Annotated in this window: 13 protein-coding genes; 5 read left to right on the top strand and 8 right to left on the bottom strand. The window is 57.8% G+C overall.

Annotated features, from left to right (window positions below; translation table 11 throughout):
- Positions 1 to 13 precede the first annotated feature (13 nt).
- The 3 genes from FB472_RS05050 to FB472_RS05060 all read right to left on the bottom strand — a co-directional run bounded on the left by FB472_RS05050 (position 14) and on the right by FB472_RS05060 (position 2,982).
- Complete coding sequence (locus FB472_RS05050) at positions 14 to 376, bottom strand: hypothetical protein (protein WP_141989919.1); 363 nt, start codon at positions 374 to 376, stop codon at positions 14 to 16.
- A 2-nt stretch (positions 377 to 378) separates the two neighbouring features.
- Positions 379 to 1,467 (bottom strand): serine hydrolase domain-containing protein, encoded by a 1,089-nt coding sequence (locus tag FB472_RS05055; protein ID WP_170192017.1) that lies wholly within the window; start codon positions 1,465 to 1,467, stop codon positions 379 to 381.
- 252 nt (positions 1,468 to 1,719) lie between these two features.
- Complete coding sequence (locus tag FB472_RS05060) at positions 1,720 to 2,982, bottom strand: IS256 family transposase (protein ID WP_141989922.1); 1,263 nt, start codon at positions 2,980 to 2,982, stop codon at positions 1,720 to 1,722.
- A gap of 668 nt (positions 2,983 to 3,650) precedes the next feature.
- Between FB472_RS05060 and FB472_RS05070 the strand changes: the two genes are divergently transcribed.
- The 5 genes from FB472_RS05070 (at position 3,651) to FB472_RS05090 (ending at position 9,816) form a co-directional block, all read left to right on the top strand.
- Positions 3,651 to 5,354 carry a hypothetical protein gene (locus FB472_RS05070; RefSeq protein WP_170192018.1) on the top strand — a complete coding sequence of 568 codons (1,704 nt, stop codon included), beginning with the start codon at positions 3,651 to 3,653 and terminating at the stop codon, positions 5,352 to 5,354.
- A 368-nt stretch (positions 5,355 to 5,722) separates the two neighbouring features.
- Positions 5,723 to 6,421 (top strand): DUF6998 domain-containing protein, encoded by a 699-nt coding sequence (locus FB472_RS05075; protein ID WP_141989927.1) that lies wholly within the window; start codon positions 5,723 to 5,725, stop codon positions 6,419 to 6,421.
- A gap of 542 nt (positions 6,422 to 6,963) precedes the next feature.
- A complete protein-coding gene (locus FB472_RS05080) occupies positions 6,964 to 7,518 on the top strand; it encodes a hypothetical protein (protein ID WP_141989928.1) in 555 nt (184 codons plus the stop codon).
- Between the two features lie 4 nt (positions 7,519 to 7,522).
- Complete coding sequence (locus FB472_RS05085) at positions 7,523 to 8,134, top strand: hypothetical protein (RefSeq protein WP_141989929.1); 612 nt, start codon at positions 7,523 to 7,525, stop codon at positions 8,132 to 8,134.
- Between the two features lie 542 nt (positions 8,135 to 8,676).
- Positions 8,677 to 9,816, top strand: a complete 1,140-nt coding sequence (locus FB472_RS05090; protein ID WP_141989931.1) for a hypothetical protein — start codon at positions 8,677 to 8,679, stop codon at positions 9,814 to 9,816.
- Positions 9,817 to 9,877: 61 nt separating this feature from the next.
- On the opposite strand, the gene FB472_RS05095 is transcribed toward FB472_RS05090, so the two are convergent.
- From FB472_RS05095 to FB472_RS05115, 5 genes are read right to left on the bottom strand one after another with little or no spacing between them, the layout of a single operon-like run.
- Positions 9,878 to 10,441 carry a hypothetical protein gene (locus FB472_RS05095; protein ID WP_141989933.1) on the bottom strand — a complete coding sequence of 188 codons (564 nt, stop codon included), beginning with the start codon at positions 10,439 to 10,441 and terminating at the stop codon, positions 9,878 to 9,880.
- Between the two features lie 54 nt (positions 10,442 to 10,495).
- A complete protein-coding gene (locus FB472_RS05100; RefSeq protein ID WP_141989935.1) occupies positions 10,496 to 13,549 on the bottom strand; it encodes a type I restriction endonuclease subunit R in 3,054 nt (1,017 codons plus the stop codon).
- Positions 13,546 to 14,700, bottom strand: coding sequence for a restriction endonuclease subunit S (locus tag FB472_RS05105; RefSeq protein ID WP_141989936.1), 1,155 nt, complete (start codon positions 14,698 to 14,700; stop codon positions 13,546 to 13,548). Before FB472_RS05105 ends, FB472_RS05100 begins: the two co-directional genes overlap by 4 nt.
- A complete protein-coding gene (locus FB472_RS05110) occupies positions 14,697 to 15,635 on the bottom strand; it encodes a type II toxin-antitoxin system death-on-curing family toxin (RefSeq protein ID WP_141989938.1) in 939 nt (312 codons plus the stop codon). The genes FB472_RS05105 and FB472_RS05110 overlap by 4 nt, the downstream gene beginning before the upstream one ends.
- A complete protein-coding gene (locus FB472_RS05115; RefSeq protein WP_141989939.1) occupies positions 15,632 to 17,203 on the bottom strand; it encodes a type I restriction-modification system subunit M in 1,572 nt (523 codons plus the stop codon). The genes FB472_RS05110 and FB472_RS05115 overlap by 4 nt, the downstream gene beginning before the upstream one ends.
- Between the last annotated feature and the right edge of the window lie 174 nt (positions 17,204 to 17,377).

The following is a 17,377-nucleotide window of genomic DNA, read 5'->3' on the forward strand; positions in this document are numbered from 1 at the left end:
GCTTGCGTCGAGTTCAGGTGACGGCGATGCCTGCCATCACAAGCACCACGAGCAACAGAAATGAACTGATTACCAGACTGGGACTACTCCACTGCCCTGATCGCAGTGCTGGCCAGCGCCACGCGAGGACGATGGCGCCCGCGACGGCGAACCCTGCGTAGACGAGCCAGATCGGGAAAGGGTCGAGCGCCCCCAGCAAAGCAGCGGGAAGTACAACGCCCAGCACTACGGTGCCGGCAATGCTGCCCAACACGTTCGCTAAAGCACGTTGGCGGGTGGGTGTGTGGCTGGCGTTGCGCCAAATGCCCCACACAGTCAACACGGGGACGCCGAGGGCGAGCAGACCGGTGATGACCATGACGACGGTGTCACTCATCTCTAGACCCCTTCGTCGAGGAGGGTCCCCACGAGGTCGCCTTGCAGCATCAGCAGTTGTTCTCCGCTGGGTGCGGAGTTGACGAGGTAGGCCAGTCCGCGCCCGGTCCGGGGGCAGTAGCCGACGTATGAGTGGTGAGACCCGGTGAGTCCGTTGTGGAAGATGAGGTCGTCTCCTGCCGGTGTTGTGGCGAGGACCCAGGTGATGGCGATCTTTGCGTCGGGCAACCATGGCAGCAGCGGTGCTGGTGCCACCGGCTGAAGCCCGGCCGCTCCGGGCTGGAGCCCGTCCCTGGTCAAACGCATCCAGGTGGCGAGGTCCGCGCAACTGGACCACATGCCGCCGCCGGGTGCGAGGCCGTTAAGGGTCCACGGCTCGGCGGGGCGGCCGCCGAGTAGTCCCTTTTCCCATCCGTCGGGTAGACCGGCCCGGGTGACGGGCAGGGAGGTATCTGTCAGGTCGAATGGCGTAAGGATCCGTTCGGTAAGGAGCTTCTTGTACGTCGTTCCTGCCCGGCGGCCCAGCACATGGGCGAGTAGGGCAATTCCGTCCGTGGAGTATGAGTAGGTTCCTCGGTCCGTCAACTGCTGGCCAAGAATGTCGGCCACGGTGTCCGCTGCGTCCTGGCGTGAGCCGTCGGCGTGGAGCAGGCCGAACCATGCATTGCTGCTGCTGGTCTCGTGTGCGGTGAAGTCGGGCAGGCCCGAGGTGTGCGAGGCGAGCTCCCGCAATGTCACGTCGGCCACGTCCGATTGGTTCGCATCGATCAGTTCGCCGACTGTCGTATCCAGCCTTACCTCGTCTTTCGCGACCATGTCCATCAGGACCGCCCCGCAAAACGTCTTGGACAGGGAGCCGATCCCGAACCGCATCCGCTCGCCGGCGCCAATGCCAGCGTACGTAGTGGTGTCGCCGTCGATGTAGGCGAGTGCAACCCTATTGAGCCCGCGCAGGTGAGGCTCCGCACGCGCCAGCAATGCGGCGTCTCCAGTGCAGCCCGATGCCGGACCAATCGGATGAGGCCCGACCAAAGCGAGCAGGCCCGCTGCGCTTAGGCCCGCCCCGGCAGCGAGCAAAGCCCTCCTCGACATGCTTGGCAAAGGGACCGAGGCCTGGTTTCGGGTCGACTTGTGACCATGTGCGTTGTCGCGCGCAGCCGCCATCACGACTCTTCCGAACAAAGTGGATCTGCGCTGTGACCCGCCACCGTGACATTGGAAGCATCGTAAAAGTTCGAAATAATTCTTGGAACCACCCTGCTCCTTACGTTCACCAACTTCATTCTGGTCGCGTCCCGCCGAGTGGTGTGATTTCTCTTCTCCGTGCGGGTCAGTGGTTTTAGCTTACGCGGCGGTGAGTTCGGGGATGGGGTTCACCTCCTCGATGGTTTCGCTGGCGACGTTCATGGCCTTCAGTTCCAGCATCGAGGCTGCAGAGAAATAGCGGCGGTCGCCGGCTTCCCATTCGTCGTGCTGCTCGACCAGTACCGAACCTGCCAGACGCAACAGGGCGGCCGGGTTCGGGAACACACCCACGACGTCAGTGCGGCGTTTGATCTCTTTGTTGACGCGTTCCAGCGGGTTCGTTGACCAAATCTGACGCCAATGCCGTTGCGGGAATCCGGCAAACGCGAGCAGGTCGTGTCGTGCGTCGTCAAGCATGGCCGCGACCTTGGGGTGGGAGAGGCCCAACATCGCAACGACTTCGGTGAACTGCTTGCTGATGTGTTCAGCGTCGGGTTGCGCGAAGACTGTGCGGATGACCGAGGCCACCATGTCTTGGCTGCCCTTGGGCGCCACAGCGAGCACGTTGCGCATGAAATGCACCCGGCAGCGTCGCCAACTGGCACCCTGAAAGACGGTGCTGATCGCTTTCTTCAACCCCGAGTGCGCATCAGACATCACCAACGCCACCCCGCCCAGGCCGCGGGTTTTCGACGACCGCAGGAACGCGGTCCAGAATGCCTCATTCTCGGTGTCTCCCACGTCGAAGCCGAGCACTTCGCGGCGCCCGTCCGCAGCAACACCAACGGCGACGGGGACCGCTTGGGACACGATCCGATGGTTCACGCGAGCTTTGCAATAGGTGGCGTCGAGAAACACATACGGGAAGTCCAGCGCGGCCAGATCCCGGTCCCGGAATTGGGCGACCTCCTCGTCTAAACCCGCGCAGATTCTTGAGACCTCCGACTTCGAGATCCCAGAATCAGCGCCGAGAGCCTTCACGAGATCATCAACCTTCCGAGTGGAGACCCCGTGAAGATATGCCTCCATCACCACCGCGAACAGGGCCTGGCCGACTCGGCGGCGACGCTCCAACAATGCCGGGAAGAAGGTTCCCTGTCGAAGCTTCGGGATCGACAGCTCTAAATCCCCGGCGGTCGTTGTCAACGTTCGAGGGCGGGTGCCGTTGCGGTGGGTGCCGTTGCGGTGGGTGCCGTTGCGGTGGGTGGTGCGTTGGAATGGGGTGGCGCCGATGAACGCGGACGCTTCGGCATCGATCAGCTCTTGATAGAGCTTCTCGGTCGCGGCGCGAATACGGTCAGTGACGTCGGTGACTTTCAGTCGGGCAAGCAGATCAAGCAGTGCAGACTGGTCAAGAGCCATCGTGTGGTGTCCTTCGTGTGAGTAGCTTTAGTCGGTTCTCACCGACCATCACACGGTGGCTCCTCACGTCGCCGTAGCGACGCTCAGCAGCCAGAAATTACACCACCCCCAGGGACGTGACCCAATCAGGCCGGGAACCCCGGCCAAAGGCAGTGGTCAGCACGCGTAGTTCGGCGCCGTGGCGGGCGCCGTGGCGGGCGCCCCGGTCACGAAGTGACGGGATCGGGGTGAGCCTCTTCTCTGGACTCCCATAAAGGGTACGGGATACACGCTACCGACCACTGACGCTCCAAGCGCAAAGGCACGGCGTCTCTCAGTCGAGGCACCACTGCTGTTCGTGGCTCCGCGACCGAATTACTGTGGGGCGGGCCACGTGCGCCCAGTGGCAACAACATGGTGAGCGATTTCATGTACCGAACCATGGGAGTCGTTCCTGTGCTCACACGACTTCGAGCAACGTGGATTACAACCCACCTCAGAATGGGCACCTCGATAAAGGAACTTCTACGTGCTGGCGGCATGGCTCAATTCGAAAACCTCAACCAGTATTTGGCCTACGTGGAGTCCGCGCCGATAGCCGAGTACCGCGTGATGCTGCGAGGTGATGAGCGCCCTTGAGCACAAGAGCTGAATCAAGCAAAGCTGCCCTCGCCCTATGCGAGCAGCGGATGGCCGACACATTCGGGATGGGCTCCGAGGAACGCGACGACGAACACGCTCTCGGCCCCGTATCTCTGGCGTACCTTCGCAATTCCATCGCGCTCATCGAGGACGCCGGAATCAACGAAAAAATTATGCAGTGGGACAGCGAAGCCCGCACTTCAACGGCAGGACGTAAACGCGTCCTGCCGTTGACCGCCATCCTTCCCATCATGCTGCTACATATTCAAATGGGTCGGGGCGTCGTTTACTTGGACATCGCGAACACTCTTCACCGACGGTTTGGGACAAAACACTTCGAGCTGTTGGGAATCCCGAACAAGCCATCGGACAAGATGGACTGGTATCACTGCTTTTGGCGCGGACTGAAACAAATACTTGGCCACATCGACCCCTACCCGTTCCCGCTGGACGGAAGGATGAAATCCGGGGACTACGCCGCACGACTTGCGGACTTCACCCAGGGCGAAGGCAAAGAAGAGCACGAGCGGAATCTCGACCGTATCGACTGGCTCTGCAACCAACTGGTGCTCGCTTCGGCGCAAACCATGCCCAAGGAGTTCCTTCGCCAATATCAAGGCAACTGCGCCATCGATGCAAGCCTCATTGCAGTGCAAGGAAGGCAGAACCCGACCAACCTAGAACTCAATCGGAGCAACCCCGACCCGTTCTCAGGACGATATCGTCGTGGTGGTAAACACGATGGCAAGGGCGCGAAAACCGATGTCGCAGGGTACGAAGTCGAAACTGCAACAACAGTATGGAATCGCCCCTCTGAAAGTGAGCTGTTCCCATCCGTTGTCACCGCCATCAGCTTCCATAAACCTGGAATGCTCGTTGGCCACGGAATGAAGCTCATCGAGCGACACAAGGCCGCTTTCGGCCTTGACCGCTTTCTCGTCATGGCCGACCGCGCCTACAACAACAGTCGAATCGAAACGTTCCATATTCCGGCCCGCAAAGCCGGGGTCGAACTCGTCATCGACTACAGAGCTAAGGACTTAGGACTACAAGGGATTTACGCAGACCTCTACCTAGTCGATGGAAACTGGCATGTTCGCAGCATGCCCCAAAAACTCATTGACGCGACCAAAGACCTTGTCGATTTGGAGAAATCGCGGTCTGAATTCGAGCGAGTCGATTACAACCAAAAACGCGCCGCCCTCCTCGCTCGTCTGAAGAACCGCAGCAACTACCGCATGATTGCCAAGGGTCTGCCTGACCCTGACGGCTACCAACGGTTCACCTATCCAACCAAGTCCCCCGTGCCGCATACTTCGCTCGACGGCAAGAAGAGCATCATGATTCCGCTGCTGATTCCGGAGAAAACCGTCAAGGCGAAAGAAACCGGCGGCAAGTCGCGTGTCCTCCAGCCCCTCAAGCACTTGCAACGATTCGCCTACATGAGCGAAGAGTGGTCCAATCATTACGGCATGCGCAACCTCGTCGAAGCTTCGAACTCGCGCTTCAAAGACGCCAATCAAGAAGACCTCGGGAACACCAAAAAGTGCTCCGGCCGAGGTTTTAGTTCGAACTATCTAGTCACCGCTCTCTCCATCAGCTCGTTCAACCTGCGGTCAATAGCGGCATTCATACTGAAGCTCCGAGACAAAGCCGTCGAGAAGCCCATACGTGCACGCCGTCGAAAAGACGAGAACAAGCGCCCGCTGGCCCGCCTAGTCACCGCTCAGGCCGCCGCACCGCCAGGGTAATCAGCGCCCGAATTTAGAGACCGCTTCCGCTACCGCACGACCGAAACAATTCAGCCTGCCCAAAAGCAGGCTTATTCGTCGTTAACGAGAACCCCGGCAGGATCCGCGACCTAAAGTGCCGTCAGGATCGACCGCGAACGGAAAGATCTCATCAAGATCTCCGCGGTCAATCAATTGAATGAACAAGACGGTTTCAAAGAATGAAACCGCCAGTTGTGGCCCTTTCATTTAATTCTAGTGGCCTTGTAATCATTGGGCACTTTGGCGGAGGCTCGAACCGGATTCCAGACTAAGCCCGAAACTTTTCCACACGGAATACCGCGACGGGCACATCCAGCCAGTGCGGGCTGCCCATGTACAGTCGAAATATGGATTCCTCGACCGAGACCACCACGCCTGCGGCGCTCGCAACCGAGCTTCACGTTCATGCAAAACGCGTGCGCGCGTGGTTGCGGAAACAAGGGTTCCGTTCAAAGGCCGAACTCGGAGAGCACTGGGATCTATCGCAGACCCAGTCAGAGGCGGTTCGGCAAGCATTCGCTCCAAGCGCTTCGCCGAACGCCCCTGGGTTCGATCCGACATTGTTAACCGTGGGCGAAATCCTTCACGTCTACACCGCCTTGCTCGTTGAACTCGGTCGGCGCGGGTTAGTGCGTACAAACAATGCCCCAATCGGTGATCTGGCCGAGTACGCCTGCGCCGCCTATTACGAAGGCGAGCTGGCTTCAAATTCAGAGAAGTCCTACGATCTGATTTCCGTTGACGGCCGGCGCGTGCAAGTCAAGGTTCGGAACGTTCGAGAAGGCACCCGCCCTTCCGCAGTGTTCTCTTCGATCCGATCGACAGATTTCGACATTTGTGTTTTCATCCTTGCTAATGCGAGTACGCACACAATCGATGCCGCGTACGAGTGGACTCCGGAAGAAATTCAAGCGCACGGCAGGTTTACCTCCCACACGAACAGCACACTAATTCGAATTGGCAAGGTTCGAGCGGGCGTGGCAGGAGTCGACATCACCGAGGGGCTCAATACCGCTTGGCGGACAATGCTTGAGTTGGAGAGCTGACCTCTTTAATTCGAAGAATTGGATGTCCAGCGATCGTCGAGGCGGCTGGCTAGGCTCTGCTTTCGTCAGGCACGCGGCTGGGCTCGCCACTTTTTGCTGTCGCGCCAGTGTGGGCTCTTTTACATTTCTTCAGCCTCGCGTTGTGGTGTGCAAATCACGAAACGGCGGCCGCTTGCTATCTCAAACTAGAGTTACCCACGAAATCTCGCGATAGGCCAAAGTCGCTTCCGTCGATTTTTCGCCGTAACTGAATCACTCTGATTTCCAAGAAGCTTTTCAGCCGACAACTTCGTCGCTACTCTGCATAAAAGACAACACTCCTCCTAAAAAATCTATCTGTCCGGAGAGCGTGCACATTTCGTCTTGCTCCGACAGAAATGTCGTTCGGCGGGGAGATGATGGAGTCATTCAAGGGCGCCCACACGGGCAATCAAAGTATCATTCGAAGCAACGCAACCGAGTTGTTCGGTACGGATCCAAGACGAGCAAGTTTGGGGTCAGCAAATGGAGCTCTCGGAAGCAGTGATCGAAAGGGACTCTTCGTGACAGATGAACGTGCAGATTTCGATGTTGACGACGCGGTGATTCTGCTGGTTGGAAGTGACCCCGGACCACGGGAGAGACAAGGTCAAATCCGGGGCATCACCAGACTCGAAAAACTAGTCTTCTTACTAGAACGCGAAACAAGCGCCGGCGGAGCCATGACCGAAAGCGCCGACTTCGAGCCCTATAATTTCGGCCCCTTTTCTCAAAAGGTATACCAAGCGTTGACTACGTTGACGGCGGCTGGCCTTCTAAACGACACCGCAGAAACGAGCGCAAGCAATGAAGATCAGTACGAAATTGCGCAGATAGTTGGTGTTGATGCGGCTCCGGCCGAATATTCCACCCGCGACTTCGAGCTCACTGAACTCGGACGGGATTACTTTGCTGTGCTCACTCGGGAGCTGCCCAAGGTCACTGTCTCGGAAGCGGCCGATCTTAGGAAACGCTTCGCCGGGTGGTCGCTCAGACAACTTGTCCGGTACGTTTACGAGAGATACGACGATTACACAAAGAATTCCTTGATTCGCGAGGATATTTTGGGAAAGGAATAGGCAGATGGACCAGGTGGGCGTCCTTGCCGTTTCTATTCCGTTTACCATCGCTAGTTACGGTGCCATCTGGTACTTCCTCACGGCCGGACCCAACCTCGCTGAGAAGCTTGAAAACCGCTCCGACCGCGTTCTAATCAAGCTCCGCTTTGCGGCCGTTGAGAAGCTGAAGGCCTTGCGCGTACTTTTGGACGACGTGTTTCGTGACTACGACGCTGGCGAAGACCGCTATCTCACGCGAGCCCGCCCCGAGATCGCACTCGCCACGATTCGCGACTACAACCGACTGGCTGTTCTTCAAACTGCTGTGGCACTTGCGTCTGACAACGTCCGCGTCCGGATGCACCGAGTTATGTGGCTCGTTGTGCCGTTTGCTCTCGCAATGACCGCGGCGAGCGTCTTGGGGGCAATTTCAAAGACACTCGGGTCCACAAATTTAGCCGTCTACGCTCTCCTTGCAGCGGGCGCGACGCTCGTTATAGGGCTATTCGGGCTTGGGTGGGTGGCGCAGCCGTATTGGAAGGTAGGGCAAGCAGAAGTAATCGCGTCACATGAAGTGAAGTCATCTCCGGCCGTGGCAACTGCCTTGGAGGCACTCAACGGCGACCCGGGAGCGTGACGGTTTGCGAAAACTTCTTTGGGAAGAATCACCAGCCCCGGCCAACTTTGAAGAAGAAGTTCTTCTTGAGCCGCTGTTGGCAATGCTGCGTTCCCGGCGGTGGATAGGACCAAACACTGTCCTCCGGACCGAGTTTCCTTGGAATGGACGGAGAGTGGATCTCGCGACTCTGAACAGCACAGGGACGGCATCCGCCTTCGAACTCAAACTTTCTTCTTTTCAACGCGTATTGGAGCAGGCCATTTACAACAGGCTGAGCTTTGACCGCAGTTGGATTGTCGTCGCCAACACTCCAAACGACGACAATCTAGCCGTAGCACGTGAGTACGGCATCGGCGTAATTGTTCTGCAAGACCGCATGCGCGTCGTGGCTTTAGCCGCTAAACAGCCACGGAGCAATCGGAAAATCCGATCCAGACTTCTCGGAAGACTTTTGGGACAACAAAAGGAGACCCGTGTTCGATAAATTTCAACATTTCTTAGCCTACGGTTCAACTGATCAAGAAACGTTAAGGACTCTCACGTCGCAATATTCTGGGCTGATGGTCCCCGGGACTATTGCCGCCTACCAGGCCGAAGGAACTCGCGGGTTCGTGCTGACTTTGTCCGCAGCCGTCGATGCGCCGTACGCGATCGATCCGAGAATGCCACTGTTCCAATATCTGAACAGCGAATTGAAGAAGTCACATATTTCATTAGCGCGTGTTCTGGGCATCTTGGACGCGGTCGAAGCACAAGGATTTATGACGCGAGAAGCATGGAGCAAGGACCGCGTCAGTTCCGTCGCCAAAGCCTGGGTGGAATTCAACACAAACTACACCAATGTCGGGTCCAAGGCCTTCGAGAAGTATGCCCGCCGACTAAAAAGAGAACTACCGCAGGACGATGCGAAATCTCCGACATGGATTCTCGCACCATATCTGATGCTCGCGAACGACGACCTCGAAACCTTCCGAATAAATCAAGAACTATGGGATCAGGCGTGCGCTCACGCTGACGAGGCGGGAGTTCGCGCCCGGATGGTTCGAGTGATCGCGACAGACCAGCCCGAGACGCTTGTGTCGACAAGCAAAAAGATAGACGAAACAGATCTGATTATCTGGATCGACGATCTAGATGAAGTTTCGCCGACGAATGTCGACCGGCTCGGCAGCTATGCAAGAGCTGTTCGCACCGTCGCTGAATCTGGTAAGCGTCTTTTCGCACTGTACGGCGGATACTTCGCTGTCACCTTGGGTTCCGTGGGGTTGAAGGGCGCTTCCCACGGAATCGGATTTAGTGAGCACCGTAACCATGTAGAGCTAAGGAGCTCGGGCGGGGCCCCGGCTCGATACTACGTGCAACGACTGCACCGATATTTGCCCGTCGACTTGGCTTCCGAGCTCTGGCGTCGGGACTCTAGTCTTGTGGAATCTTATTACCCAGGGTATCTATCCAGAGACCCGGCCGAGCTGGAGTACCACGAACTAATGAAGCTCTCTGTCAATGCACGACAGGACGAGATCTTTCGCAGCCAAGCGCTAACTCCCAGCGACCATGTTGCTGACCTTCGAGCGACATTCGCCAGCTATCGAGAAGACCTCTCCCGGGTGCGCTTGACGGAAGGTCTCCGATCGCGCATCAGTAGCAATATGGCCCACCTCCTAGCGTGGGCCAGCGCCCTAGACTCTGCAAGCCCGTAGCGCGAGCATAGTCGACGGTGCTAACCAATAGAGCGCTCGCGAGTTCGTCCGATAAGAGCCGTTATGTCATCTCCGCGATGCCCTGGCCGGAAACGTAGCGTTCCGTCTTCGCGAGCCATGGGTCGAACGCGAGCAGCCACACCTTCGGGGCGGTCTTCACCGGAGCGTCGCGCCACTGCCGGATTGAGCCCAGTACCATCTCTATGTACTCGATCGCATACTCATTCCAGCGATGATTGTATTCGGATAGTTCCTCGTGCTCCCGAGAAGTCCGCATGTCGGCAAGCGAGACTCCCCCGACCGCCTCTCCCAACGCGAAACGGAGGCTCTGCTTGAGGTGCCGAAAGCTCGACGGCGTTCGATATCGCGCATCCTCAATCGCGTCGTAGGCGGCGTTCACCGCAGCTATCCACTGCTCGACGTCGCGAATGTGCTGCACGTCACGCAAGAGATCTCGCAGCGTCGTGAATGCCACAACTAGTTCTTCAGCCGACTCCCGGCGGAACCGGCTGACTTCTGACCGCTCAGCGTGAGCCACACCTAATCGCGCACTGAAGTACGCACCAAGGGAGACAGCAAGCAGTGGTACCAGCACGTCCAGAAGCAACGAATAATCCAAAGTCATGCCCTGAGTATCCACCACGGCACCGACAGTGTTGAGTCCGCGGAATACCGCGCTCTAGTTCAGCCCGAAGAAGCGCTCAAAGAACGCCCCTAGTTGCCCCAGTACCCGCTGTTTCTTCTCCCCGTGGCCGCCTTCGGCTGAGAAGCGTGAGACCGGCGGCAGCACCTTAGTGAGGGCGGTGCCCTGAGCCTGGATTGCGCCGTCGCGGAACGCCCGCTCGATGAACGCGCGCGTCTCCTCCGGCTTGAGGCCCTCAGCCAAGATGATTGCATCCAACTCTGCCCCGCGCCGCGCCACAATGAAGGCTCGCCATTCTTCATCGATCTCACCGGTAGCCGACAGCGAGTCGACGAACGCCTCGACGAGGTCCTTCTTGTTCCGCAGAGTCGGGGAAGCGTCGACCGCCCGGGTGATCGTCGCCCGAATCTCGGTATCGTCCTCGTCACCCCGCTCGGCGCGATAATTCTGCACCAACATGATGATGTAGTCGACATTGATGTCGACCTGTTTGATGAGTTCGATCTCGAACACGACGTCGTCGTTGATCGACTCTTTTTCGGCATCGGTGTCTCGTCGGAACTCGGCCCACAGGTTCAGGTAGACGCTGCGGTAGTCCTGGCTTTCCCGTTCGGTGAGCATCTCCTGACCGGCGAATTCGTCGAAGGAAGTGAGGATGTTCTGTAGGCGCAAGATCACGCCGAATAGGGCGATGAACTCTTTCTGCGCTGACTCCCCGACGATCGGCATACCGAGCGGGAACTTCTCCAGCAGTTCGGTCACCTTTTCGGCATACTCGGTGAAGTACTCGGCGTAGGGCTTGAGCAGCACCACGCCGCCCGCATCCTTGTTGCCGAAAAGGGCTATCGCGTCGTTGGTCTGCTCTTCCAAGTTGCGGAATGAGACGATGTTGCCGTAAGTCTTCACCGAGTTGAGGATGCGGTTGGTGCGCGAAAAGGCCTGAACCAGCCCGTGGGCGCGCAAATTCTTATCAACGAAGAGCGTGTTCAGGGTGGTGGCATCGAAGCCGGTCAGGAACATGTTGACCACGATGACCAGGTCAATGTCACGATTCTTCAGCCGCAGGGAGAGGTCTTTGTAGTAGTTCTGGAAACTGTCGGCGGAGGTGTCGTAGCTGGTGCCGAAAGTCTCGTTGTAGTCCTCGATAGCCTCGTCGAGAAAGTCCCGGGAGCTCTGGTCGAGCCGGCCAGCTTCGAATTCTTCCTCGTCGAGGAGGCCGTCGGCTTCCGCCTCATTGGTGGCGTAGCTGTAGATGATGCCGATCTTGAGCTTTTGGTATCCGGGCTGGTCGAACGCGAGCTGGCTCTGCGCACCCATGAAGGCGTCGTAGTAGCGTTTGGCGGCCTCGATGGAAGCGGTCGCGAAGAGGGCATTGAATCCGCGCAGCCGTTTACCTTCGAGCGTGTAGTGCTGGGTGCGTTTCGTCTTCTGGTCGAAGTGTTCGAGCACGTAGTCGACGACTTTGCTGATGCGTTCGGTGGCAAGGAGCGCCCGCTCCGTGTCGATCGCGGAGACCTGCTTGTCAACGACCGCACCAACTTTGACCGTGTTGACGTAGTCGATGCGGAACGGCAACACGTTCTTGTCGGAGATCGCGTCAACGATTGTGTAGGTGTGCAGTTTCTCGCCGAACGCCTGCTCGGTGGTTTTCAGTTGTGGGTTGCCTCCGGCTCCTGCGTTGACTGAGAAGATCGGGGTGCCGGTGAATCCGAACAGGTTGTACCGTTTGAACGCTTTCGTGATGGCGGTGTGCATATCGCCGAACTGGGAGCGGTGGCACTCATCGAAGATGATGACGATGTGCCCGCCGTAGATGGCGTGACCTTTGTTGGCGGAGATGAAGTTAGCGAGCTTCTGGATGGTGGTGATGATGATGTTGGCGGACGGGTCTTCGAGCTGCTTCTTTAACACCGCCGTGGAGGTGTTGGAGTTCGCCGCCCCTTTCTCGAACCGGTCGTATTCGCGCATGGTCTGATAGTCGAGGTCCTTACGGTCGACAACGAACAGCACCTTGTCGACGCTCGGCACCCGGGACGCCAGTTGGGCAGCCTTGAAGCTGGTGAGGGTCTTTCCGGAGCCGGTGGTGTGCCACACGTAACCACCGGCATCCAGGATGCCGAGCTTTTTGTAGTTGGTTGATATCTGGATGCGTTGCAGGATGCGTTCGGTCGCCACAATTTGGTACGGCCGCATGACCAGCAGCATCCTGTCGGCGGTGAGCACGCAGTATTTGGTGAGCACATTGAGCAGGCTGTGTTTGGCAAAGAAGGTTTTGGCGAACGCGGGGAGGTCTTGGATGGGCTTGTTCTGTGCATCCGCCCACCAGGAGGTGAACTCGAATGAGTTGGAGGTCTTGCGTGCCCGCTTAGTGCCGGTGGCCTCTTTGACGTGTTCGCGTCGCGTCGTGTTGGAGTAGTACTTGGTGAGCGTGCCGTTGGTGATGACAAACAGTTGCACATACTCGAAAAGCCCGGAACCTACCCAAAAACTGTCGCGCTGGTAGCGGCCGATCTGATTGAACGCCTCACGGATGTCGACCCCGCGCCGCTTCAACTCGATGTGGACCATCGGCAGCCCGTTCACCAACACTGTGGCGTCGTACCGGGTGGGGCGTGCAGCACCACGCTCCGCCTCAGCGCCGTCGCCTTGGTTGATTTCGTACTGGTTGATGACTTGGAGCCGGTTGTTATGAATATTCGCCTTGTCGATAAGCATCACATTCTTGGTGCTGCCGTCGTCACGTTTCAGAAGCTGAACGTGGTCTTCCTGAATGCGCACCGTCTTCTCGGCAATGCCATCGTTCGCCCCGGCGATCCGTTCGATGAAGAACTGCGCCCATTCGGCATCGGAGAATTGGATGCTGTTGAGGGCTCCGAGTTGCGTGCGCAGGTTCGCAACCAATTCCGCTTCGCTCGTGACGGGCAGGTACTCGTAGGCCTGGCTTTGCAGCAGTCGGATGAACTCTCGCTCCAGTTCCGTTTCGGACTGGTAAGCGGCCGCGCTCGACGCGTCGGACACGAACTCCGCAACGACCGTGCTCTCGGAGCTGACAGAGATCGGGTCGTACCGCTTTGCAGGTGCGTCGCTCATGCCGGCAGCTCCTTGAACGTCAGAAGCCTGTCACGATAGTGCTCGTACTGCTTGCGACGAGCAACAAGCTCTGCCGGAAGACCCGTACCTAGGTCGTTCACTAGCGCGTCAAACTTGTCGAGGATCGCGACGATGCGCTCCTTTTCCTCCAGCGACGGGTCAGGTACAAGAATGCTGTTCAAGTTTGCTTTATTCAGTTTCGGTTGTGCTGCCCCTGTAACAAATGGCGAGAGGTCAATGGAGTTTAGGTAGATCTCAACAAACCGGCGCTCCGAGTAGGTACCAAATTGAAGCACGTGGGCGTGGTTGTTCACCCAAGTCTTGCCTGAAATGGAGAAAGCGATCGGGGTGGATCGCGCCAGAAGGTTTGCGCCGTCCTCGGAGACGAGGAGGTAGTCGCCATCGAAAATGAAATCGCTGACATGGTCCACTACTCCAGATGCCTCGTAGTACGGTATCGATCCAGCCGTTCGGGCATCCTTCGTCACAGGTTTGCGCTTGTTGTCAAGGTTTTTTGCCAGATCACTAAGCGGGCGCGACAATACTTCATTTCCGAAAGTAAGCACTTCACGGCGGTAGTGCTCGTACTGACGGCGCCGTGCTTCCAGCTCCGCTTGCAGCTCCGCTTGCAGCTCCGCTTGCAGCTCGGTGAACTGTTCCAAGATGCGTGCAATCTCCCGCTGCACTGCTAGAGGCGGAACCGGAATACGCAGGAGATCCGTGTCTCGGACGCTAAGTTGAGGGAGTTTTACTGAAGTCGCACGTGCAAGGTCTTGCAACTTTCCAACCTGCGTCAATAAGAAGTAATAGACGAACCTCTGGTTAATTGCAGGATCGTTCAACGTATAGGACCATAGTTCGCTTTTATGAGTAAAGGGTCGTTCGTAATACGCAAAACCGATATGTCCGCGAGACTTAACGATGATGCTCGGCTCGCGAACGATATCCGTTGGTCTTACAGCATTTTCCGCAACATCTGCAATCGTCTGGCCACCCGCAAAAACGCGGATTGGACCATTATCAACAGCAAGCTCTCTCATAGTTCCGGCAGTGATAGACGTGCCGGAATTCCGCTTCCCAAGCGAGCCAAGGGCACGAAACTCTACTCCATCAGGGCAGTGCTCCGCGATCAACTCGTCGATGCGGCTCATGGCGCGGGCTCCGACAGCATCCGCACAACCAGCGCGACCATGAGTTCTTTTTCTTTCGGGTCACTCATGGCAACCAGGAGGGTGATCGCCGCTAGGGCGTTGTTCGAGATTCGCGGCTGGTTGTCGGCATCCATCAGAATGCCGTTGCGGCTGAGGAAGGTGACAAAGAGGGCGGCGGCGCTGCGCTTGTTGCCGTCAGACAGCGGGTGATCTTTCACCACCAGATACAACAGATTCGCCGCCTTCAACTGAACCGTCGGGTAAAGTTCCTGCCCGGCGAACCCCTGATAGATCGCGGCGATCACACCCTCCAACGCTCCGCCGCGCTCCTTACCGAACAGGGTGTCCTCAAGAAATTTGACCCGCACTTCAGCAATCACCGACCGAGCTTCTTCGATAGTGAGCGCCCACCCCGGGTGCGAACCTGCGACGGCATCGAGGTGGCCCGCGTCGTAGTCACGCAGAAGCTGAAGACCAGGAAGATAGCCGGCCAGCACATCCGCTACCCCCGAAACAAGCTCCTCAGACGAACGAGACAGGATGCGCACAATCGAACCAAGTTGCTGCAACCGGCGCTCGTTAAGCGCCACACCATCAATGAGGTGCTGCTTCAAAGTTGCGCTTGCCCAGCGGCGAAAAGTAATCGCCCGTGAGGAGTTCGCACGGTACCCGACCGCCAAGATCACATCGAGGCTATAAAGGGTGACCGGTCTGTCTGCACCAGCAATATGCACTTTTTGCATATTGCTTTCCTGATCCACCTCGTCATCCCGCAAAATATTTCGGATATGCCGCGAAACACCCGACTGATCGACACCGAAAAGCTCCTCGATTTGAGCCTGTGAGGCCCACACGGTCTCACGGTCACGGTCAAGCGGCAACGTAAGCTCCACCCCCGGCGCCGCATAGATGACAATGTCCTGTACCTCGCTCATGACTCGCCCCCTTCCAAGTCTGCGACGATCACGTCGATAGAGGTACGCAGCTCCGACTGCCGCGCGACAATTCGGGCAATCTCTGCGTTCAGCCCAGTGATGTCGACAACCTCGCGGGTGTCCTCCTGCTCTACATAGGAGGAGACCGCGATGTTGTAGCCGTTGTCAGCAAGCTCGCTGTTCTTCACCAGCCGGGCAAAGTGGTCGATACCGACGCGGTGGGTGAAGGCGTCCAGAATTTTATGCTGGTGCGCCACAGTGAGCTTATTCTTATTGCCGCTTCGATCAGACTCGGCTGAAGCGTCGATGAACAACACCGCGTTGTCTTGCTTAGACTTCTTTAACACGATGATACAAGTGGCGATAGTGGTACCGAAGAAGAGGTCGGGCGGCAACTGGATAACCGCATCCACATAGTTGTTGTCGACCAGATACTTTCGGATCTTCTGCTCGGCACCGCCGCGGTAGAGCACTCCGGGGAACTCGACAATCGCGGCGGTGCCGTCCACGGCGAGCCAACTCAAGATGTGCATGGTAAACGCTAGGTCGGCCTTCGACTTGGGAGCCAGCACGCCCGCCGGGGAGAACCGCGGGTCATTGATCAGAAGCGGATTGGCGTCCCCGTCCCACCGGATCGAATAGGGCGGGTTAGACACAATCGCCTCGAACGGTTCGTCCTCCATATGCGCCGGGTCGAGCAGCGTGTCGCCGTGAGCGATGTCGAATTTCTCGTAGTTCACGTCGTGCAAGAACATGTTGATGCGAGCCAGGTTGTAGGTGGTGAGGTTGATCTCCTGCCCGTAGAAACCCCGGCGCACATTCTCTTTGCCGAGCACTTTTGCGAACTTGAGCAGCAGCGAACCTGACCCGCACGCCGGGTCGTAAACTTTGTTTACCTCGGTTTTGCCTACCACCGTGATGCGAGCAAGCAGCTCCGACACCTCCTGCGGGGTGTAGTACTCGCCGCCGGATTTGCCCGCACTCGACGCATACATCTGCATCAGGTACTCGTACGCGTCGCCGAACAGGTCAATCGTGTTGTCGTCGAAATTTCCGAGCGGTAGATCGGCGATCGCGGCCAGCAGTTTCACGAGCTTTTCGTTGCGCTTCAGCACTGTTTGCCCAAGCTTCGCGCTGTTGACATCGAGGTCGTCGAACAGGCCCTTCAAGTCATCTTCGCTATCGGCCCCCACCGCTGAACCCTCGATGTTGCGGAACGCTCGTTGCAGGGTCTCGTTCAGGTTCTCGTCCTGTGGTGCCCGCTGGTGAACGTTGACAAAAAGCTCACTCGGAAGAATGTAGAAACCCTTCTCCGAGACCGTCTCCCGTCGGCCGAACTCCGCTTCCGCGTCACTCAGCGAGGTGTAATCGAAATCGGCGTTGCCTGCCTTGCGCTCCCCCGCGTTGACATACGCGGTGAGGTTCGCCGAAATGAAACGGTAGAAGAGCATCCCGAGCACGTAGCTCTTGAAGTCCCACCCGTCGACGCTGCCGCGCAAGTCATTGGCGATGCGCCAGATCGTCTTGTGCAGTTCAGCGCGTTGTGTGTCCGTCGCCGTGGATGCCACTAGCGAGACACCGCCCGTGAATAAACTTCTGATGACCTATGGTTTTCAAGTTCGGCGACTCTTGCCATTCGTTCCGTGTCTCCTCAACAGCAACGCACCCGCGGCGATATCCGCGGTGCGCCCTCACAGGCTATCGCTGACATCCGATATCGGAGGGGACCCCGTTCGGGTCGG

Origin of the sequence: Rhodoglobus vestalii (genome assembly GCF_006788895.1) — a bacterium.
GTDB classification, from domain to species: domain Bacteria; phylum Actinomycetota; class Actinomycetes; order Actinomycetales; family Microbacteriaceae; genus Rhodoglobus; species Rhodoglobus vestalii.